Annotated in this window: 20 protein-coding genes; 12 read left to right on the forward strand and 8 right to left on the reverse strand. The window is 73.0% G+C overall.

Annotated elements, in window-relative coordinates:
• Nucleotides 1–5 precede the first annotated feature (5 nt).
• On the forward strand, nucleotides 6–1,775 hold the full coding sequence (locus AWH51_RS01560) for an MDR family MFS transporter (protein ID WP_302621237.1): 1,770 nt from the start codon (nucleotides 6–8) through the stop codon (nucleotides 1,773–1,775).
• Nucleotides 1,772–2,374 (forward strand): MarR family winged helix-turn-helix transcriptional regulator, encoded by a 603-nt coding sequence (locus tag AWH51_RS01565; RefSeq protein WP_063070381.1) that lies wholly within the window; start codon nucleotides 1,772–1,774, stop codon nucleotides 2,372–2,374. Before AWH51_RS01560 ends, AWH51_RS01565 begins: the two co-directional genes overlap by 4 nt.
• A 27-nt stretch (nucleotides 2,375–2,401) precedes the next feature.
• On the opposite strand, the gene AWH51_RS01570 is transcribed toward AWH51_RS01565, so the two are convergent.
• Nucleotides 2,402–2,896 carry a MarR family winged helix-turn-helix transcriptional regulator gene (locus tag AWH51_RS01570; RefSeq protein ID WP_063070382.1) on the reverse strand — a complete coding sequence of 165 codons (495 nt, stop codon included), beginning with the start codon at nucleotides 2,894–2,896 and terminating at the stop codon, nucleotides 2,402–2,404.
• A gap of 63 nt (nucleotides 2,897–2,959) precedes the next feature.
• Here AWH51_RS01570 and AWH51_RS01575 point away from each other — a divergent pair, with 63 nt between their 5' ends.
• The 4 genes from AWH51_RS01575 to AWH51_RS01590 all read left to right on the forward strand — a co-directional run bounded on the left by AWH51_RS01575 (nucleotide 2,960) and on the right by AWH51_RS01590 (nucleotide 5,767).
• Nucleotides 2,960–3,490, forward strand: a complete 531-nt coding sequence (locus AWH51_RS01575; RefSeq protein ID WP_063070383.1) for a phenolic acid decarboxylase — start codon at nucleotides 2,960–2,962, stop codon at nucleotides 3,488–3,490.
• On the forward strand, nucleotides 3,490–4,293 hold the full coding sequence (locus tag AWH51_RS01580; RefSeq protein WP_063070384.1) for an alpha/beta hydrolase: 804 nt from the start codon (nucleotides 3,490–3,492) through the stop codon (nucleotides 4,291–4,293). Before AWH51_RS01575 ends, AWH51_RS01580 begins: the two co-directional genes overlap by 1 nt.
• Nucleotides 4,294–4,325: 32 nt before the next feature.
• Nucleotides 4,326–4,847 carry a GNAT family N-acetyltransferase gene (locus tag AWH51_RS01585; protein ID WP_063070385.1) on the forward strand — a complete coding sequence of 174 codons (522 nt, stop codon included), beginning with the start codon at nucleotides 4,326–4,328 and terminating at the stop codon, nucleotides 4,845–4,847.
• A 269-nt stretch (nucleotides 4,848–5,116) separates the two neighbouring features.
• Nucleotides 5,117–5,767 carry a response regulator gene (locus tag AWH51_RS01590; protein ID WP_063070386.1) on the forward strand — a complete coding sequence of 217 codons (651 nt, stop codon included), beginning with the start codon at nucleotides 5,117–5,119 and terminating at the stop codon, nucleotides 5,765–5,767.
• 28 nt (nucleotides 5,768–5,795) lie between these two features.
• Here AWH51_RS01590 and AWH51_RS16145 read toward each other — a convergent pair whose 3' ends face one another.
• The 3 genes from AWH51_RS16145 to AWH51_RS01600 all read right to left on the reverse strand — a co-directional run bounded on the left by AWH51_RS16145 (nucleotide 5,796) and on the right by AWH51_RS01600 (nucleotide 7,109).
• Nucleotides 5,796–5,966: a hypothetical protein gene (locus AWH51_RS16145; RefSeq protein WP_175345444.1), complete on the reverse strand. Its 171-nt coding sequence runs from the start codon at nucleotides 5,964–5,966 to the stop codon at nucleotides 5,796–5,798.
• A gap of 21 nt (nucleotides 5,967–5,987) precedes the next feature.
• Nucleotides 5,988–6,341, reverse strand: a complete 354-nt coding sequence (locus AWH51_RS01595; protein WP_063070387.1) for a hypothetical protein — start codon at nucleotides 6,339–6,341, stop codon at nucleotides 5,988–5,990.
• A 105-nt stretch (nucleotides 6,342–6,446) separates the two neighbouring features.
• A complete protein-coding gene (locus AWH51_RS01600; protein ID WP_063070388.1) occupies nucleotides 6,447–7,109 on the reverse strand; it encodes a pentapeptide repeat-containing protein in 663 nt (220 codons plus the stop codon).
• A 252-nt stretch (nucleotides 7,110–7,361) separates the two neighbouring features.
• On the opposite strand from AWH51_RS01600, the gene AWH51_RS16150 reads away from it, so the two are divergent.
• Nucleotides 7,362–7,508, forward strand: coding sequence for a hypothetical protein (locus AWH51_RS16150; RefSeq protein ID WP_175345445.1), 147 nt, complete (start codon nucleotides 7,362–7,364; stop codon nucleotides 7,506–7,508).
• 24 nt (nucleotides 7,509–7,532) lie between these two features.
• Here the strand turns inward: AWH51_RS16150 and AWH51_RS01605 are convergent, their stop codons facing one another.
• The 3 genes from AWH51_RS01605 to AWH51_RS01615 all read right to left on the reverse strand — a co-directional run bounded on the left by AWH51_RS01605 (nucleotide 7,533) and on the right by AWH51_RS01615 (nucleotide 11,804).
• Nucleotides 7,533–9,971: a phosphoketolase gene (locus AWH51_RS01605; RefSeq protein ID WP_063070389.1), complete on the reverse strand. Its 2,439-nt coding sequence runs from the start codon at nucleotides 9,969–9,971 to the stop codon at nucleotides 7,533–7,535.
• 91 nt (nucleotides 9,972–10,062) lie between these two features.
• Complete coding sequence (locus tag AWH51_RS01610) at nucleotides 10,063–10,467, reverse strand: LysM peptidoglycan-binding domain-containing protein (RefSeq protein WP_131798087.1); 405 nt, start codon at nucleotides 10,465–10,467, stop codon at nucleotides 10,063–10,065.
• 32 nt (nucleotides 10,468–10,499) lie between these two features.
• Nucleotides 10,500–11,804 carry a hypothetical protein gene (locus AWH51_RS01615; protein WP_131798088.1) on the reverse strand — a complete coding sequence of 435 codons (1,305 nt, stop codon included), beginning with the start codon at nucleotides 11,802–11,804 and terminating at the stop codon, nucleotides 10,500–10,502.
• 243 nt (nucleotides 11,805–12,047) lie between these two features.
• Here AWH51_RS01615 and AWH51_RS01620 point away from each other — a divergent pair, with 243 nt between their 5' ends.
• Nucleotides 12,048–12,884: an alpha/beta hydrolase gene (locus tag AWH51_RS01620; RefSeq protein ID WP_131798089.1), complete on the forward strand. Its 837-nt coding sequence runs from the start codon at nucleotides 12,048–12,050 to the stop codon at nucleotides 12,882–12,884.
• 79 nt (nucleotides 12,885–12,963) lie between these two features.
• Here the strand turns inward: AWH51_RS01620 and AWH51_RS01625 are convergent, their stop codons facing one another.
• The gene (locus AWH51_RS01625; protein WP_063070392.1) at nucleotides 12,964–13,920 is read right to left on the reverse strand and encodes a manganese catalase family protein; all 957 of its coding nucleotides are present in this window, start codon (nucleotides 13,918–13,920) and stop codon (nucleotides 12,964–12,966) included.
• A 285-nt stretch (nucleotides 13,921–14,205) separates the two neighbouring features.
• Between AWH51_RS01625 and AWH51_RS01630 the strand changes: the two genes are divergently transcribed.
• From AWH51_RS01630 to AWH51_RS01645, 4 genes are all read left to right on the forward strand, one after another.
• Complete coding sequence (locus tag AWH51_RS01630) at nucleotides 14,206–15,138, forward strand: MerR family transcriptional regulator (protein WP_063070393.1); 933 nt, start codon at nucleotides 14,206–14,208, stop codon at nucleotides 15,136–15,138.
• An 89-nt stretch (nucleotides 15,139–15,227) separates the two neighbouring features.
• Complete coding sequence (locus tag AWH51_RS01635; RefSeq protein ID WP_063070394.1) at nucleotides 15,228–16,352, forward strand: epoxide hydrolase family protein; 1,125 nt, start codon at nucleotides 15,228–15,230, stop codon at nucleotides 16,350–16,352.
• 120 nt (nucleotides 16,353–16,472) lie between these two features.
• The gene (locus AWH51_RS01640; protein WP_131798090.1) at nucleotides 16,473–17,084 is read left to right on the forward strand and encodes a hypothetical protein; all 612 of its coding nucleotides are present in this window, start codon (nucleotides 16,473–16,475) and stop codon (nucleotides 17,082–17,084) included.
• A 2-nt stretch (nucleotides 17,085–17,086) separates the two neighbouring features.
• The gene (locus AWH51_RS01645) at nucleotides 17,087–17,701 is read left to right on the forward strand and encodes an RES family NAD+ phosphorylase (protein WP_254654427.1); all 615 of its coding nucleotides are present in this window, start codon (nucleotides 17,087–17,089) and stop codon (nucleotides 17,699–17,701) included.
• The last annotated feature ends 48 nt before the right edge of the window (nucleotides 17,702–17,749 follow it).

Below are 17,749 nucleotides of genomic sequence, written 5' to 3' on the forward strand. Positions count from 1 at the left end.
TATGGTTGCTTGCAGTCAACTACCGGAGGAACATGTCCCAGCACCACACCGACGCGGCACCCGCGAAGGCCCCACGCCGCACCGTCTCCGCCGACGGATCCATGTCGAAGCGCCAGGTCCTCGAGTCCCTCTCGGGCCTCCTGCTCGGCATGTTCGTCTCGATCCTCGCCGGCACCGTCGTATCCACCTCGCTGCCGATCATCATCAGCGACCTCAAGGGCGACCAGTCCGGCTACACCTGGGTCGTCACCGCGACGCTCCTCGCCACCACCGTGAGCACGCCGCTCTGGGGCAAGTTCGCCGACCTCTTCAACCGCAAGCTGCTCATCCAGCTCGCCCTCGGCACCTTCGTGCTGGGCTCCGCGCTCGCCGGCTTCTCGCAGAACACGGAGACGCTCATCGTCTTCCGCGTGCTCCAGGGCCTCGGCGCCGGCGGCCTCGCCGCGCTCAGCCAGATCATCATGGCCGACATCATCAGCCCACGTGACCGCGGCCGCTACGCCGGCCTCTTCGGCGCCGTCATGGCCGTCGGAACCGTCGGCGGCCCGCTCCTCGGCGGCGTCGTGACGGACGCGATCGGCTGGCGCTGGAACTTCTTCATCGCGCTGCCGATCGCCATCATCGCGATCATCCTGCTGCAGGTCACCCTGCACCTCCCCGCGCACCCGAAGCGCAAGGTGCACGTCGACTACCTCGGCGCGGTCTTCATCGCGAGCGGCGTCTCGCTCCTGCTCATCTGGGTCTCCCAGGCCGGCAAGCAGTTCGAGTGGGCCTCGGGCACCTCGTACCTCATGGTGGGCGGCGCGGTCGTGCTCCTGATCGCCGCGGTCGTCACCGAGCTCAAGGTCGCCGAGCCGATCATCCCGCTCACGATGTTCCGCAACCGCACCTTCACGCTCTCGGTCGTCGCGAGCCTCGCGGTCGGCATCTCGCTGTTCGGCACCTCGGTCTTCCTCGCGCAGTACATGCAGCTGTCGCGCGGCGCCACGCCGACCCAGTCGGGCCTCCTCACGATCCCGCTCATGGCGGGCCTGCTCATCTCCTCGACCGTGTTCGGCAGCCTGATCAGCCGCCGCGGCAAGTGGAAGACGATCATGATCTCGGGCGCCGTCCTCATCGTCGCCGGCACGGCGCTGCTGTCGACGCTCCGCTACGACACCGACTTCCTGCTCGTGGGCATCTACATGTTCGTGCTCGGCGCGGGCCTCGGCATGCTCATGCAGAACCTCGTGCTCGTCGTGCAGAACGCCATCGAGGTCAAGAACCTCGGCGTCGCCACCAGCGCGGTCACGTTCTTCCGCAGCCTCGGCGGCACGGTCGGCGTCTCGGTGCTCGGCTCGGTGCTCGGCACGATCGTCGCGTCGGAGATCACCGCCGGGATCATGGGACTCGCCCCCGCCGACCAGGCCGCCGCCGCGCAGGCGCTCGGCTCGGGCGTCATCCCGCAGGTGTCGCAGCTCAGCCCCGCGGTCCGCACCGTGGTCGAGAGCGCGTACGGCGTCGGCATCGGCGACGTGTTCCTCTACAGCGTGCCGCTCGCGATCGTGTCGCTCATCGCGGTGATCTTCCTGCCCAACGCGCAGCTCGGCAGCAAGAACGCCGTGCAGATGAAGAACGAGAAGGCGGCGAAGGACGTGCGCCGCGTGGACGCCGAGGACGCGCTCATCGCCGCCTCCGCCGGGGCCGTCGCGCTGACGCCGGCCGGCGAGGCGAACTCGACCGGATCCATCCGACTGCCCGAGCACGAGGACGCCGGGGTCGACGCCCGCCGATGACCGATGACGACCGCCCCGTCGCGGACGGGGCATCCGGCGGAGGCTCCGACGTCGCTGGCGGCTCCGGGGACGGGATCGCGGCGGGCATCGCCGAGGTCGAGGAGCAGATGACGGCCCTGGCCGCGCGGATCCGCGCCACGACCCGGGAGGCCGCCGCCGCGATCCACCCGGAGCTCCCGCCCATCGGCTACAAGATGCTCCGCGTGATCCGCCGCTGCGGCAGCGCCCACGCCAGCGCCGTCGCCGACCAGCTCGGCGTCGACCGCAGCGTGGTCAGCCGGCAGCTTCGCCAGCTCCAGGACCTGGGGCTGGTGGAGGTCGGGGCCGACGCGCAGGACGGCCGGGTGCGCGTGCTCGCGCTCACGCCCGCCGGCCGCACCGGGATCGACGCCGACGACGCGCAGGGCAGCCGCCTCGTCCGCGTGCTCGGCCGGTGGGAGCGCTCCGACCTGGAGGCATTCGCCGGCTACCTCGCGCGGCTCAACGTGGCGGCCGAGGCCGACTCCGGGCCCGCGACCGGCGCGGTCGGCTGCGAGGCGGACGCCCCCGGCGCCGCTCCCGCGGCCGAGGCCCCGCGCGCGCCCGTGCACGCGGCCTGAGACCGAGCGGCGCGACCGCTCGGAGGATCACGACGCGGCAGGTGCCGGCGCCGACGCGGGCGCGCCGCCGATCGCCGCGTGCAGGGCTTCCATCGCCGGCAGCGCGCGGGCGATGGCGCGTCGCTCCTCGGCCGTGAGCCGACGCAGGGCGCCCACGAGCACGCCCTCGGCGGAGCGGTCGAAGGCGCGGAGCAGATCCCGCGCGCGATCCGTGAGCCCCACCTCGGTGCTGCGGCCGTCGCCCTTCACGAGCCGCCGGTCGACGAGGCCGTCGCGCTCCATGGCGAGCACCAGGTTGCTGACGGTGGAGCGCGCGAGCCCGAGCGCGCGGCCGAGGCCGGTGGGCGTGGCCCAGCCGATCGCCTCGAGCCGGCGGAGGACCTCGACCTGCGCGTCGGGGAGGTCGGGCAGGTCGGCGGCGCTCCGGGAGGCGTTCATGAGGCGGCGGCGGAACGGCCCGAGCTCGGAGCCGAGGCGCCGGGCGACGGCCCGCAGCTCCTGGTCGGACGCGTCGGCTGGCATGCACCGAGGATACCCAGGTAGATGCGCTTGTGACAAACGCATTCCGGTGTCAGGATCGGCGGCATGGACAACATCACCACGAGCGTCGAGCACCCCGTGCCCGCTCAGGACCTCAGCCCCCTCGTCGGACACCGCCTCATCTACACGTACGCCAACGGCTGGCAGTACGAGATGTACGTGAAGAACGCCACGACCATCGACTACCGGATCCACTCCGGGATGGTCGGCGGCCGCTGGGTCAAGGACCAGACGGTCGACCTCGTCGCCCTCGCCGACGGCGTCTTCAAGGTGTCGTGGAACGAGCCCACCGGCACCAGCGTCGTCGTCAACATCATCCCCGCCGCGCGCGTGCTGCACGGCACGATCTTCTTCCCGCGCTGGGTGGAGGAGGACGGCTCCAAGACCGTGCTCTTCCAGAACGACCACCTCGAGCAGATGCGCGCGTTCCGCGACGAGGGCCCCACGTACCCGATCTACGTGGTGCCGGAGTTCGCGCACATCACCCTCGACGAGTTCGTGGGCGCCGACGACGAGACCGTCGTCGACACCGCCCCCGGCGACCTCCCGGCCGGCTTCGCCGACCGGCGGAACTGATGGCAGCGGCCGGAGCGCCGCGCGTCACCCCGCTCGCCCTCGACCACGGAGGGCACACGATCCGCGGCTGGGAGCACGGCACCGTGCGTCCCGGCGCGCCCGCCGCGCTGCTCGTGCACGGCTTCGGCGACTCGGGCACCGGCGGCCACGGCCTCTGGGTCCCCGTCGCCCGGGCGCTGGCCGCGTCCGGCACGGCGGCGCGCGCCTACGACCGGCTCGGGCACGGCGTGAGCGACGGCGACTTCGCCGACGTGCGCCTGCTCGACGAGGTCGACCAGGTGACCGCCATGATCCGCGCCCTCGCCGAGGACGTGGACGGGCCCGTGCACGTGGTCGCCCACAGCCTCGGCGGCGTCGAGTCCGCGCTGGCCGCGGCCCGCGTCCCGGAGCTCGTCGCGAGCCTCACGCTGTGGTCGCCGGCCGGCGTGGTCGTCGACGACATCACGGCGAACGACCGCGTGATGAGCGTGCCGCTGGCCGCGGCCCGCGAGCGCGGCGTCGTCGACGTCCAGGGCATGGGCCTCGGCCTGGGCTTCCCGGACGAGGTGCTCGCGGGCGTCGACGTCTACGGCCCGGTGTCCGGCTATCCGGGCCCGGTCGACGTGGTGCACGGCACGGCCGACGAGGTCGTGCCCGCCGCGTACGGCGCCCGGTACGGCGAGCTGATGCCGGACGCGACCTTCACGGCCGTGGAGGGCGCGGATCACGGCTGGTCGTCGGTGGACCTCCGCCGGATGCTCATCGAGCGGCTGCTCGCGCACGTGGCGCGGGCGTCGGGGCAGGCCCGCCCGGCATCGGCCTGACGCGCCCGGCGCGCATCGGGGAGGATGGGGGCGTGCTCGCACCCCTCCTCCTCCCCGTCCCCCTCCCGGCTCGCGTGGACGGGGTCACCCTCCGCCGCGCGACGGCCGCCGACCTCGCGCCCGTCATGGACCTGATGGCCGACGACCCGGTGGGCGCCGCACGAGGCGACCGGGCGGATCCCGCCGACGCGGACCTCTACCGCGCGGCGCTCGACCGCATCGTCGCCGACCCCGCGAACGACCTGCTGGTCGCGACCGACGCGGAGGGCGCCCTCGTCGGCACGCTGCAGCTCACCCTGATCCCGGGCATGTCCCGCCGCGGCAGCTCCCGCCTCCAGGTCGAGTCCGTGCACGTGCGGAGCGACCTGCGCTCCTCCGGCATCGGCGGCGCGATGATGCGCTGGGTCGCGGACGTCGCCGCGCCCGCCCTCGGCGCGACCCTCGTGCAGCTCACCTCCGACGCGGTGCGCGTCGACGCGCACCGCTTCTACGAGCGGCTCGGGTACGCCCGGTCGCACCTGGGCTTCAAGCTGCGGATCCCGCCGGCGGGCTGACCGCCTCAGTCCTCCACGCGCACGCGGAAGTGCCGCGCGAACACGGGGCCGAGCGCCATGAGCTGGGTCGAGTCGAGCACGGCGCCGCGGAGGCCGCTGCCATCGGCGCGACCATCGACGGACCCTCCGTCCGTGAGCGCGCACCCTACCGTGGAGGACGCGACACCCGAAGACCCGCAGGACGGCCTGCGCCTCCTCCTGATCGGCCCCTACCGTGGGAGTCCCGAGCGCGCGCTGCGCTGTGGATTCGGCGGCGGACAGGAGGAAACGTGGAAGGACATCGATCGCTGGACATCCTCGTCGTGCACGACGAGCAGTTGATCCGATCGGGCATCGCGCAGGTGCTCTCGGACAGCGGCGACCTGCGGGTCGAGTGCGCACGGGGTGTCGACGCCATTCCTCGGATCAAGCACCATGACTCGGACGTCGTGCTCCTCGGCGCTCGGCACCTCCCAGATCCCCACTTCGCAGAGGTCATCCGGCACTGCTCGCGGTCAGATCCACGTCCCGTGTCAGTCATCGCCGAGAGCGACGCCATCGGCTTGGCATGCCAGGGGATCGAGATGGGAGCATCGGGAGCCCTGTCACTGGACATGGACCCCGAGAGCCTGAGAGCTCACGTCCGATCGCTCGCAGCAGGAGCCGTCGTGCTGGCGTGGGGCCGGTCCAGCCGGAGCCTGCTCCCGGACGCCTCGCGGACTCGTGCCTCCGCCGCGTTGCATTCGCTGAACCCGATCCAGCTGCAGATGCTCAAGGTGATGGCCGAAGGGGCGACCAACTCCGACATCTCCCGGGATCTCCGCGTACCTCTCGGCACGGTGAAGGACTCGGTCAGCGTGATCCTGCGCACCTTGGGTGTGACCACGCGCGTCGAAGCGGTCGCGGTCGCCGCTCGCGCGGGTCTGCCCTTCGCGGCCTGAGTGACGAGCCTCCGAGTGGCCGCTCCGGTCAGGCCTTCGGCGACTCGGAGCCGAACACCTTCAGCAGCCGGAGCCCGGCGGCGAAGACGATGGTGGCCACCACGAAGCCCGTGAACCTCACTCCCGGCTCGTCGGGGAGAAGCGCCATTGCGAAGAGGAGCACAGCTGCCAGGGCGACGGTCTTGATGAGGCTCCGCACGCGCATTCCCCCGGTTCCCGGTCAGACGAAGAGTGAACCTATGCACCCGAAGGCGCCGGCGGCGATGAGCCTAGCAGCGAGCACTTGCGCGTTCCCCTTGCTGAGGTAGTTGTCGACCAGGAGCGCGCCGACCGCTACACCAGCCCCGCGATAGCACTTGAGCTCCTCCTCGCTCGGGCGCTGCGCGACCACGCGGGTCTCGACGCAGTCCCGATACGCCTGGCTGTCTTGCGGCAAGCTGGCGCACAGGTCGCTGATGCTGTCGATCGCGCGGGCCGGTGCGGCGGGCAGAGCCGTGAGCGAGACGCCACCCGCCAACGCGACGGCGAGTAGGAGGGCGACGGGCCGAGATGCTGAGCGTGTCGTCGTGTTCATGGGGCGATCGTGCTCGGGAGGCCATGACCTGCGCATGCCCCCGCGGGACGATCCGTCATCCACGTGGCTGGACAAACCAGCCGCCCGGCGGGCCGCATGACCGCCTCAGTCCTCCACGCGCACGCGGAAGTGCCGCGCGAACACGGGGCCGAGCGCCATGAGCTGGGTCGAGTCGAGCACGGCGCCGCGGAGGCCGTCGGGGGTGTCGAGGTCGTGGATCTCGGCGCCGCGGAGGTCGAGGTGCGTGAGCGACGAGTCGGCGAGGTCGAGCGTGCCGATGGTGGTGCGCGCGAACGCGACGCGCATGCCGGACGTGCCGCGGAGGTCCAGCTCCTCGATGGCGCAGTCGGTGAGGAGCAGGTCGGTGATCTTGGAGCCGCGCAGGTTCACGAAGCCGAGGCGGCAGTCGGCGATGTGCACCGAGGAGAGGGACGCGTCGTAGAGCTCGGCCGATCCGACGCGCGAGCCCTCGAGGCGCACGTCGCGCATCCGGATGCGCGGCGCCTTCAGCACGGGCGCGTCGAGCCGGGAGGCGAGCACGTCCACGAGGCTCGCGGCCGTGAGGTCGGCCTCGTGCAGGCGGATGCGCTCGAGCACGCACTCCTCGAACCCGATGTCGACGAGGTCGGCGTCGCTCAGGTCGGCGTCGGCGAAGCGCAGGCGCTCGAAGGACGCGTGCGCGTCGAGGTCGGACGGGTCGCCGTCGGCGAGGCCGCCCAACCGCGGGTCGCTGATCCGGGGCGGGAGGATGCGGGTCGATGCGGCCATGCGGTGCCTCCGGGGGCGGGTCGATTCGGGTGCGGGCGCGCCGTCGGCGGGCCTCGCCCCACGGTACGGGAGACCCCCGCGATCGCCCCTTGACGCCATTTCCCCAGCCGCAGGATCATCGGTGCATGGTCGCTGTCGAGCACTTCGAGATCCCCGCCGACGACATGGCGCGGACGTGCCGCACCCCACCATCGTGATCACGGTCGGCTCCATCGAGGAGACGGTCGCGCGGTCGAGGCGCACGGCGGATCCGTGCTGGGCGCCATCCAGATGCTCGACGAGCGCGACCGCTGGGCCTACGTGCGGGACAGCGAGGGCAACGCGATCGGCCTGTTCGACCACGGGCCGGGCACGGCGGGCGGCGACGCGACCGACGCGACCTCCGCGACCGCCGACTAGCGGAGGTCGCGGCCCGACGCCGCGCTACGCGTTGTCGTCGCCGGTGTCGATCGCCGTCTGCCGCGACGGATCCGCGAACGGCAGCCCCTCCGCACCCGACACGTCGGCCATGTCCTCGCCGAACTGCCGCGTGTGCACGCGGTGCGCGATCCGCTCGTCGTCCATCCGCTGCGACAGCGCCGCGTAGGCGGTCTCGAGGTGCGGCACCCGGCGGATCACGTCCATCACGAGCCGGAAGCGGTCCAGGTCGTTGAGCATCAGCATGTCGAACGGCGTGGTCGTGCCGCCCTGCTCCACGAAGCCGCGCACGTGGATGTTCGCGTGGTTCGCGCGCTTGTACGTGAGGCGGTGGATGAGCGACGGGTAGCCGTGGAACGCGAACACCACGGGCTTGTCGCGCGTGAACAGCGCGTCGAACGAGCCGTCGTCGAGGCCGTGCGGGTGCTGCGTGGAGTCCTGCAGCCGCATCAGGTCGACCACGTTGATGAACCGCACGCGCAGCTGCGGGATCTCCCGCTTGAGGATCTGCACGGCCGCCATCGCCTCCACGGTCGGGATGTCGCCCGCGCACGCGACGACCACGTCGGGCTCGAGCCCCGGCACCTCGGTGCCCGCCCACTCCCAGACGCCCACGCCGCGCTCGCCGTGCGCCCGCGCCTCCTCGAGCGAGAGCAGCGTCGCGGTCGGCTGCTTGCCCGCGATCACGACGTTGATGAGGTCGGTGCCGCGGAGGCAGTGGTCCATGGTCACGAGCAGCGAGTTCGCGTCGAACGGCAGGTAGACGCGCACGATGGACGCCCGCTTGTTCACGACGTGGTCGAGGAAGCCGGGGTCCTGGTGCGAGAAGCCGTTGTGGTCCTGCCGCCACACGTGCGAGGAGAGCAGGTACGTGAACGACGCCACCGGCCGCCGCCACTCCACCTTCGAGCTCGACTCGAGCCACTTCGCGTACTGGTTGAACATCGAGTCGACCACGTGGATGAACGCCTCGTACGAGGTGAAGAGCCCGTGCCGGCCGGTGAGGAGGTACGCCTCCAGCAGCCCCTGCGTGAGGTTCTCGTTGAGGATCTCGATGACCCGGCCCTGGTGCGCGAGGTGCTCGTCCGCGGGGGTCACCTCGCCCTGCCACGCCTTCGCCGTCACCTCGTAGACGTCGTCGAGCCGGTTGCTGGCGGTCTCGTCGGGGCCGAAGATCCGGAAGTCGAGCGGGTTGCGGGCGATCACGTCGCGGAGCCAGCCGCCGAGCACGCGCGTCGGCTCGGCGAGCGCGCCGCGCCCCTCGCTGAGGTCGACGGCGTTGACCTCGAGCGGCGGCAGCGCGAGGTCGCGGCGCAGCAGGCCGCCGTTCGCGTGCGGGTTCGCGCTCATCCGCCGGTCGCCCTCGGGCCGGTTCGGCTGGAGCGCGGGCGTCGGGCGTCCGTCGCGGTCGAAGAGCTCGCGCGGACGGTAGCTCTCGAGCCACTCCTGCAGCTGGCGGAGATGGTCCGGGTCGTCGCGGACGCCGGAGAGCGGCACCTGGTGCGCGCGCCACGTGCCCTCGATCTGCTTGCCGTCGACCTCGCGCGGGCCGGTCCAGCCCTTGGGCGTGCGGAGGATCAGCATCGGCCACGCCGGGCGCTCCTCGCTGCCGCCCGTGCGGGCCGCGAGCTGGATCCGGCTGATCTCGTCGAGCGCCTCCGCGAGCGCGAGCGCGAACCGCTCGTGCACCGCGAAGTGGTCCTCGCCGTCGAAGCCGCCCGAGACGATGCGCGGGGAGTACCCGTAACCGGTGAAGAGCGCGAGCAGCTCCTCCTCCGGGATGCGCGCGAGCACGGTCGGGTTCGCGATCTTCCAGCCGTTGAGGTTGAGGATCGGCAGCACCGCGCCGTCGGTCTCCGGGTCGAGGAACTTGTCGAGGTGCCAGCTCGAGGCGAGGGTCGCGGTCTCCGCCTCGCCGTCGCCGATGACGCAGGCGACCACGAGGTCCGGATCGTCGAGCGCCGCGCCGTACGCGTGCACGAGCGAGTAGCCGAGCTCGCCGCCCTCGTTGATGGACCCGGGCGTCTCCGGCGCCGCGTGCGACGGCACCCCGCCGGGGAACGAGAACTGGCGGAACAGGTGCCGCATGCCGGCCCGGTCGGGCGTCGCCGCCGAGAACAGCTCCGAGTACGTGCCGTCGAGGTACGCGTTCGCGACCATCCCGGGGCCGCCGTGGCCGGGGCCCGCGATGTAGATCATGTCGAGATCGCGCTCGATGATCACGCGGTTGAGGTGCGCGTAGACGAAGTTGAGCAGCGGCGTCGTTCCCCAGTGCCCGAGCAGGCGCGGCTTGATGTCGTCGCGCGTGAGCGGACGCTCGAGCAGCGGGTCGTCGAGCAGGTAGATCTGGCCGACGGAGAGGTAGTTGGCGGCGCGCCACCAGCCGTCCACGACGTCGAGGTAGAGGGGCGCGGCGGGGTCTCGGGGTGCGGTGTCGGAGGCCATGCATCAGCCTACGGCGGTGGTCCGCCGGTGACCCGGGTGAGGCGGATCCGATCAGCGGGCACGCAGGGGCGGGCGGTGGTCCGTCGGTCCGTCAGCCGAGGCAGGCGCGGTCGTCGAGCGGCGTGGCCGTGGTGCGGGCGACCACCATCTCCTCGCCCGCGAGGATCTCCGAGTTCCCCGCGTTCGCCGCCTGCAGGTCGGCGACGCAGAGGCCGAAGCGGGCGGCGACGCCGGTCATCGTGTCGCCGGGTGCGGGCGTGTAGTAGGTCAGCCCGCCCACCACGGAGGCGATCTCGCCCTGCGCCTGGGAGCGCGGGCCGCCGTCGGTCGGCACGACGGGCTCGGGTGCCTCGGGTGTGCGCGTCGCCGGGGATGCGTCGGCGCTCGCCGACACGGTCGCGGCCGGCGCCGGTGCGTCATCCGTGGACGTGCACCCGCCGAGGGCGATCGCCGCCGCCGCGAGGAGGGCGGCGGCGAGGAGCGGACGATGCGTCATGATCGCGAGGCTAGCGGTCGCGGGGGCGCCGGTCACCGCACGCAGACCGACTCGGCCGAGAGGTGGAGGCCGTCGGAGGCGCCGCGGATGCTCGCCGAGGCGACCCCGTCGGCGCGCCCGTCGCCCGCCGTCCAGTAGTCGCGGCCCATCGCGCGTCCTCCGGGGGCGAACCCGGCGTCCGTCCACGACCTCGTGATCGCGTCGAACGGGGGCTGCGGCTCGTCCATCGCGGTGAAGATCGGGATGAGCACGCTGCCGGTCGCCTGCGTCCCCGCGGCGCCGTCCTCGCACTGCGTCGCGACCGTGGTCACCTCGGCGGGCACGCCCGTGGTGGCGGCCGCGGCCTCGAGGAAGGCGCGCACCCCCGCCTCCTGTTCGCTGACGTCGACGAGGTCGTACGGAGGCGCGGGCGTCGCCGGGGCGGCCGGGGTCGAGGTCACGTACGGGTCCGGGAGGTCGTCGGGCTCGGGCGACCCGAGCGGGAGGCCGAGCCAGCCCGTGAGATCCGCGCTCGGGCCCGTGTCCCGGCCCGCGGAGTACGGGGCGCGCACCAGGAAGTCCAGCCTCGGCGCCGCGCCCGCGTCCGCCGCCTCGTCGGGCGTCGCGGCGAGCACCGCGGCCACGCCCGCGGGATCCTCGGACTCCACGAATACCCCGCCGCGGCTCGCCGCAGACCCCAGCGTCGCGGACAGCTCGGAGACGTCCGGCCGCGCGTCGATCCGATCCAGCAGATCGAGGACGCCAGGCGCGGGTGCGGTGGCCGAGACGTCGGCGCTCGTCGTGCCGCGCCGGATCCGCATCTCGCCCGGGCCGAGGGACGGCCAGAGGAGGTCCGCCGCCGCCCGCATCGTCGTGCCCTCCCGGAGCTCGACGTACGGGTGGCCGCCCGTGACGTCCACGGAGGCGACGACCGGGATCCGTCGCCACACCTCCGCGAGGTCGACGGACACCGGATCCCGCGGGTCGAGCGTGACGGGCGCCTTCCCGTCCCCCGCGGGCAGCGCGAGCGACAGCACCAGATCCGCCCCCGTGATCCCGTCGGCGAGGGCGGCGCGGACGGCGACGGCGACGGCCGGATCCGGGGTGTCGGCGGTCGCGTCGACCTCCGCGGTCCACTCGTCCGTCACGAACCCCTCGCCGCCCGGGATCAGGCGCGTCGTCACATTCGCGATCCCGTCGACGGCGGCCAGCCGCACGCGCAGCTCCTCCATGGACGACACCGCGGCCTCGGGCGGATCCGGGTACAGCCACGAGCACCCGCTCAGCGCCGAGGCGAGGATCAGGACCGCCGCGAGCGCGGATGCCGTCCGCCGCCGTGCCCGCATCCTCATCCCCATGCCCTCACCGTACGGAGCGCGGTCGCGCGCCGGCATCCGCCGGAGGCACCACCGGCATGCCCCGGGAGGATGGCGCGCGCCGACGAGCGCAGGGAACGGCCGAGGAGCGGCGGCGATTCTCCCCAGCCCCGGGCACGGCGTGCCCGCTGAGGAGGATCCGCCCGCCCGTCGCCCGCATCCCCCTATGGTCTCCCCGATCCGACCGGATGGACCGCGCGGACGCCTGAGATGCCCGGAGGCACCATGACCCCCCTGCTCCCCCGACGCCGCACCCGCTCCACCGCCATCACCAGCGCCTTCATCCTGGCGTTCTCCTGCGCCGTGGCGCTGGCCGGCCCCGTCACCGCCCACGCCGCGGGCGGCGGGACCGTCAACGAGATCACCGTCCCCCGCAACGACGTCTCCGGCTTCGGCGGCGGCACGATCTTCGCCCCGAAGGTGGACGCCGGCACGAAGCTCGGCGCCGTCGTCGTCACGCCGGGCTACAGCGACACGCAGGCCGACATGCGCTGGTACGGCACCGACCTCGCCGCCGCCGGCTTCGTGGTCTTCACCATCGACACGAACGACACGCAGGATCCGCCGCAGGCCCGCGCGAACGAGATGCTCGCCGCCGCCGACTACCTCACCGGCTCCAGCGCCGTCGCCGACGAGGTCGACCCCGCCCGCGTCGCCGAGCTCGGCTACTCCATGGCGGGCGGCGGCGTGCTCGCCGCGGCCGAGGCCCGCCACACGCTGAAGGCCGTGATCGCCCTGATGCCCTTCGACGTGCGCGTCAACTACACGAAGGTCACCACGCCGTCCCTCATCATCACCGGCCAGTCCGACCACGTGGCATTCCCGTTCCTCATGGGCAAGCGCATGTACCGGTCACTCCCGGGCGCCACGCCCAAGCAGTACCTCGAGCTCCGGGGAGTCGGGCACGCCGGCGGCGAGCGGACCCCGAACGACACCATCCGCACGGCCGTCACGACGTTCCTCGACCGCTACCTGAACGACGACGAGTCGGCGGCCGCGAACATCTGCCCGGCACCCGCGGCCACCGGCCCGATCAGCGCGTCGATGAGCTACTGCGGCTGAAACGCCCCGCTCGCTCGCGCGCTACGACGGCGCCGCCTCCGCGAGGAGACGGCGCCGTCGTCATGCCCGGAAGGGCGGGTCAGGCCGTCTTCGTCGGCCCGTAGAACGCCTCGATGTCGGCGAGCTCGCGCTCGGCCGTCTCCTGGATCAGCGCCATCAGGTCCTTGTCGAGGCCCGGCGCGAACTCCTCGAGCCGCTCGGGCGCGATGGTCGACGGGACGCCCGCGGGCGCCTGCTCGGTGGCGGTGAGGTCGGTGCCGTCGTTCGAGGGTGATGCGCCCTGGAAGATCCGGCCGGCCTCGCTCTTGCCGTCGAGGTCGAAGCTGTACTGCTTGCTCTGGAGCCCCAGGTCGACCAGCTTCTTGACCTCGGGGAACTGCTCCGCGTTGGTCTTCGGGATCGGCAGCAGCTTGCCCCAGTCGACGCCGAGCGTCTCGAGCGCCTTCGCGTACGCGTTCTCGTGCGCCTGGTCGCGCACGATGAGGTACGCGACGGTGGCACGGGCGACGGGATTGTCGGTCATCTCGTAGATGCGGCACTTCTGCAGGCGGCCGGTCGACTCGAGCATGACGTTGTAGAGCAGGTCGAGCGGGAGGTTGCCCGAGTTGTAGACGTAGCTGCCGCTCCACGGGTTGCCGGCGGAGTCGACGGGCAGCGCGCCCTGGGCGCCCACGAGGTGGTGGTGGATGTTGCCGTGGTCGAGCGCGATGCTCAGCGGCGTCGCGCCGCCCTTGCCCGGGGTGTCGAGCGGGTCGGTGAGCTTGCCGCTGTACTCGGGCGCGCCGTCGAGCAGGCGCGAGATGGTCGTGCCGATGAGCTCGACGTGGCTGATCTCCTCGGTGCCGACGCCCTGGATCAGGTCGCGGTACGGCTTCGCCGCCGCCCCGCGGAAGTTCATGGCCTGGAAGAGGTACTGCATCATCGTGCGCATCTCGCCGAACTGGCCGCCGAGGCCCTCCTGCAGCGCGTTGGCGGCGGCGGGGTCGGGCTCGCCGTCGGCGATCTCGTTGATCCAGGTCTGTGCGTGGAAGTACATAGGGGCTCCTATTTCTTCGTGCGGTGGAATCACCGTCCCCTTCACCCTGCTCCGGGCGTCGAGGAGCGACCGGCAGCACGGAGGTTGTTCCCAGGGTCGGACGGGCGAGGCCGATGGAGGGTGCCGACGGACGTCGCGCCCGGGGCCGGGCGGATCCGCCCTCGGGTGGGACGTGCGGAGCAGCAGGCGAATCAACCGGCCCGCGATCCGGCCGCCGGGCTTGCTGATGACGCGGCGTCATGTGATCCAGTGGGATCACACCCCGACGACGAGGAAGGCCCCTCCATGCATCCGTCCCTCATCCCGCCCCGCTCCGTGCTGATCGGCGACGCCGCCGCGTTCGCCGGCACCACCCCGCGGGCGATCCGCCACTACCACCGCATCGGCCTGCTGCCGGAGCCCGAGCGCGGCACCGACGACCGCCGGCGCTACGGGCATGACGACATGATGCGGCTGCTGTGGATCCTGCGGACCGTCGACGCCGGGATCGCCCTGGGCGACATCCGCGAGGCGTTCGCCGACGCGGGTCCCGACGCGGCCGGCACGGTGCCCGGCGTCGAGGACGCGGAGGCCCACCCCGACGTGGACGGGATCCTGGAGCGGCTGGACGCCTCGCTCGCCGAGCGCGAGGCGGAGATCGGCCGACAGCGCCTCGCCGTGCAGCGCATGCGCGCCCGCGGCAGCCGGCTCGGGCTCCTCTCCGACTTCGTCGCGCGGCGGCTCGACGGCCTGCCCGCCGGATCCGTGCGCCCGGCCGACCTCGACGCCCTCCTGGTGATGGAGCGCATGTACGGTCCGCTGGGCGCGGCCGTGCACGCCTCGCGGGCGATCGCCCTCGCCACCCGCCCGGAGCTGCGCGCGCAGGCCGACCGGGTCGACGCTGCCGAGGAGGCGCTCGACGACGCGGTCGCGGTGGACGATCCCCGCGTCGCCCAGGTCGCCGCCGAGCGGCACGCGTTCGAGCGCGCGCTGGACGCGGCCATCCGCGAGTCGGGCCAGCACGAGGACGACGAGGCCCTCTTCGCCGAGTGGGAGCGGCTGCACCCCGACGGCTCCGACGGCAGCGAGGACGAGCCCGGCGCCGGTCCCTCGCGCGGGCACGGCTCCCTGACCGCGGCGCAGGCCCTCACGCGGATGCCCTACGACCTGTCCCCCGCCCGCATCCGCTGCATGGAGCTGGTCGTCGAGCTGAGCATGCCCGACTGGGCCGACGCGTAGGGGCCGAGCGCGCGGCGCGCGTGGTCGGCGCCGTCGACCCGGGAGGAGGATGGCCCCACCCGCCATCCGCCCGCACGTGAGGAGCGACCATGACCACCCCGATCCCCCTGCACGTCACCGACGCCGACCTCGACGACCTCCGCGACCGGATCCGCCGCACGCGCTGGACACCGGAGTGGCCGGTCGAGCCGTGGGAGGCCGGCACCGACCAGGCCCTGCTGCGCCGTCTCGCGGGCGTCTGGGCCGACGGCTTCGACTGGCGGGCGCGCGAGCGGGAGATCCGGGCGCTGCCGTGGGCGGTCGCCGATCTCGACGGCACGCCGATCTCCTACCTCCGCTTCGACGCGGAGCGGCCCGGCGGGATCCCGATGCTCCTCACCAACGGCTGGCCGAGCTCCGCGCTCGAGCTGGTGCCGCTCGCCGAGCGACTGTCGCAGCCGTCCCGCTCCGGCGGCGACGCAGACGACGCCGTCACCGTGATCGTCCCCGCGCTCCCCGGCTTCCCGTTCTCGCCGGCCCGGCCGCGGATCGACGATCCGACGCACGAGCTCTGGCACCGGCTGATGACGGAGGAGCTGGGCTTCGCGCGGTACGCGGCGCACGGCGGCGACCTCGGCGCGGGGATCACGTCGCGGCTGGCGGAGGCGCACCCGGAGGCGGTGGCGGGGATCCACCTGATGGCGGTCGCCGCGCCCGCGGACCTCGACGAGGCGACGCTCACGGAGGAGGAGCGCGCGTACCAGGACGAGGTGCGCGCGTGGGAGTCGACCGAGGGCGGCTACGAGCACCAGCAGCAGACACGTCCGCTGACGCTCGCGCCCGCGCTGCAGGACTCGCCCGTCGGGTTGCTGTCGTGGATCCTCGAGAAGCACCGCGCCTGGAGCGACTGCGGCGGCGACGTCTCCACGCGCTTCAGCGACGACCACCTGCTGACGCTCGCGTCGCTCTACTGGTTCACGGGATCCATCGGCGCGTCGCTCCGCCCGTACTTCGCGTACGGCTCCGGACGCACCGCGCCGGTGGAGCGCGTGCGCGTCCCGACCGCGGTCGCGGTGTTCCCGCATGACCTGGTGCACCCGCCGCGGAGCTGGGCCGCGCGCACCTACGACGTCGTCCGCCACACGACCATGCCGCGCGGCGGCCACTTCGCCCCGCACGAGGAGCCGGGGCTGCTGGCGGACGACATCCGCGCGTTCCTGCGGATGCTGCGGTAGGGGCCACCCGCCGCCCGCGTCCTGCGCGTGGGGCAGCTGCTCGCGGAGACCGGATCCCCATTCCCTCGACCGGCGCGACGTTCCTGACGATAGACTTCCCGCGTCAGGATCGGAGCCCCCATGTCCCACGCGCATTCACCGCAGGATCAGCCGATCCCCGCATTGGCCGCCCTGAGCGCCGACCAGCGCCGCGCGCTCGGCGCCTACATCCGCTCGGTCACGACGGATGCGCCGGAGGACTTCGAGCGCTTCATCGCCCGGCAGACCGCCATCTATGCGGAGACCGCCGCCCTGTCCGAGGCCCTGTCCCGGCAGGCCGAGCAGCTCCCGACGGGAGTCGTCAGCAGCCTCAACGACACCGAGCGCTTCTGGCGGAGCATCGAGGCGGAGTTCGGGTTCCTCTCGAGCGTCGACGTATCGGCGGCGCTCGGTGCGCGACCGAACCGCGCCTACGCCAGCGAGTTGCGGACAGCGGGCAGGATCCTCGGACTCCGACGCACGAACAGGTACGTCTACCCGGGCTTCCAGTTCCACGCGGAGGCCATCCGGCCGGTGGTCCCCCGGCTCATCTCGCTCGGACGGGAGAACGGGCTGGAGTCGCGGGACGTGGTGGCCTGGCTCTGCCGCCCGACCACCTACCTCCGCGGGGACGCGCGACGGCCGGTGGACCACCTCGATGACGTCGAGCTGGTCGTCGACGCCGCCGCGCGCGCCTGGGCCGTCGTCTGGTGAGCGTGCCCGCACCGCCGACGCCGTTCACCGCGATCCCCGAGGTCGTCGCTGCCGGGTCGCGCATCCACCGGATCCACTCCGACCGGTTCGGACCGGCGGAGTTCAACCCCGGAGCGGGGGCGCCGACCCGGTTCGCGTTCTTCGGCGACCCGGTCGTCCCGGTGCTGTACGCCGGCGACACCGAGGACGTCGCGATATGCGAGACGATCCTCCACGACGTCCCGCTCTCCGGCGGCGTCGTCGGCGGCCGGGATCTCGCGGGCCGCCGCTGCTCTCGCCTGATCGCGACGCGGGACCTCCGCCTCGCCTCGCTCGTGGGCGGAGGACCCCGAGCGCTCCGCGTCCGTGCGGCCTCGGTCTGCGCGACCGACGCCGCGGACTACCCGCAGACCGTCGCATGGGCGGAGGCATCCCACGCCGCGGGGTTCGACGGGCTGGCCTATCCGTCGCGACAGGCAGCCGGACGACGGGCCATGGTGCTCTTCGGCGACCGCGTGGGCACCCGCGACCTCGAGCCCGACCCGGCCTACCGCTGGTGGTTCGACGACGCCGACGGCTTCGCGCGGCTCTACGAGATGTGCCGCCCGCTCGGCGTCACCGTGCTGCGCCTCGCCTGACGCACTGCTCACGCACGAAGGCGGGACGCCCCGGGATGCGGGGCGCCC

Origin of the sequence: Clavibacter tessellarius (assembly GCF_001618005.1) — a bacterium.
Taxonomy (GTDB): Bacteria; Actinomycetota; Actinomycetes; order Actinomycetales; family Microbacteriaceae; genus Clavibacter; species Clavibacter tessellarius_A.

What these genes read in the sequence shown, in the direction of transcription:
- AWH51_RS01625 (WP_063070392.1), bottom strand. Translation starts at nt 13,920, where the DNA reads ATGTACTTCCACGCACAGACCTGGATCAACGAGATCGCCGACGGCGAG.
- AWH51_RS01600 (WP_063070388.1), bottom strand. Translation starts at nt 7,109, where the DNA reads ATGGCCGCATCGACCCGCATCCTCCCGCCCCGGATCAGCGACCCGCGG.
- AWH51_RS01595 (WP_063070387.1), bottom strand. Translation starts at nt 6,341, where the DNA reads ATGAACACGACGACACGCTCAGCATCTCGGCCCGTCGCCCTCCTACTC.
- AWH51_RS01635 (WP_063070394.1), top strand. Translation starts at nt 15,228, where the DNA reads ATGACCACCCCGATCCCCCTGCACGTCACCGACGCCGACCTCGACGAC.
- AWH51_RS01565 (WP_063070381.1), top strand. Translation starts at nt 1,772, where the DNA reads ATGACCGATGACGACCGCCCCGTCGCGGACGGGGCATCCGGCGGAGGC.
- AWH51_RS01630 (WP_063070393.1), top strand. Translation starts at nt 14,206, where the DNA reads ATGCATCCGTCCCTCATCCCGCCCCGCTCCGTGCTGATCGGCGACGCC.
- AWH51_RS01580 (WP_063070384.1), top strand. Translation starts at nt 3,490, where the DNA reads ATGGCAGCGGCCGGAGCGCCGCGCGTCACCCCGCTCGCCCTCGACCAC.
- AWH51_RS01610 (WP_131798087.1), bottom strand. Translation starts at nt 10,467, where the DNA reads ATGACGCATCGTCCGCTCCTCGCCGCCGCCCTCCTCGCGGCGGCGGCG.
- AWH51_RS01570 (WP_063070382.1), bottom strand. Translation starts at nt 2,896, where the DNA reads ATGCCAGCCGACGCGTCCGACCAGGAGCTGCGGGCCGTCGCCCGGCGC.
- AWH51_RS01605 (WP_063070389.1), bottom strand. Translation starts at nt 9,971, where the DNA reads ATGGCCTCCGACACCGCACCCCGAGACCCCGCCGCGCCCCTCTACCTC.
- AWH51_RS01575 (WP_063070383.1), top strand. Translation starts at nt 2,960, where the DNA reads ATGGACAACATCACCACGAGCGTCGAGCACCCCGTGCCCGCTCAGGAC.
- AWH51_RS01615 (WP_131798088.1), bottom strand. Translation starts at nt 11,804, where the DNA reads ATGGGGATGAGGATGCGGGCACGGCGGCGGACGGCATCCGCGCTCGCG.
- AWH51_RS01640 (WP_131798090.1), top strand. Translation starts at nt 16,473, where the DNA reads ATGTCCCACGCGCATTCACCGCAGGATCAGCCGATCCCCGCATTGGCC.
- AWH51_RS01620 (WP_131798089.1), top strand. Translation starts at nt 12,048, where the DNA reads ATGACCCCCCTGCTCCCCCGACGCCGCACCCGCTCCACCGCCATCACC.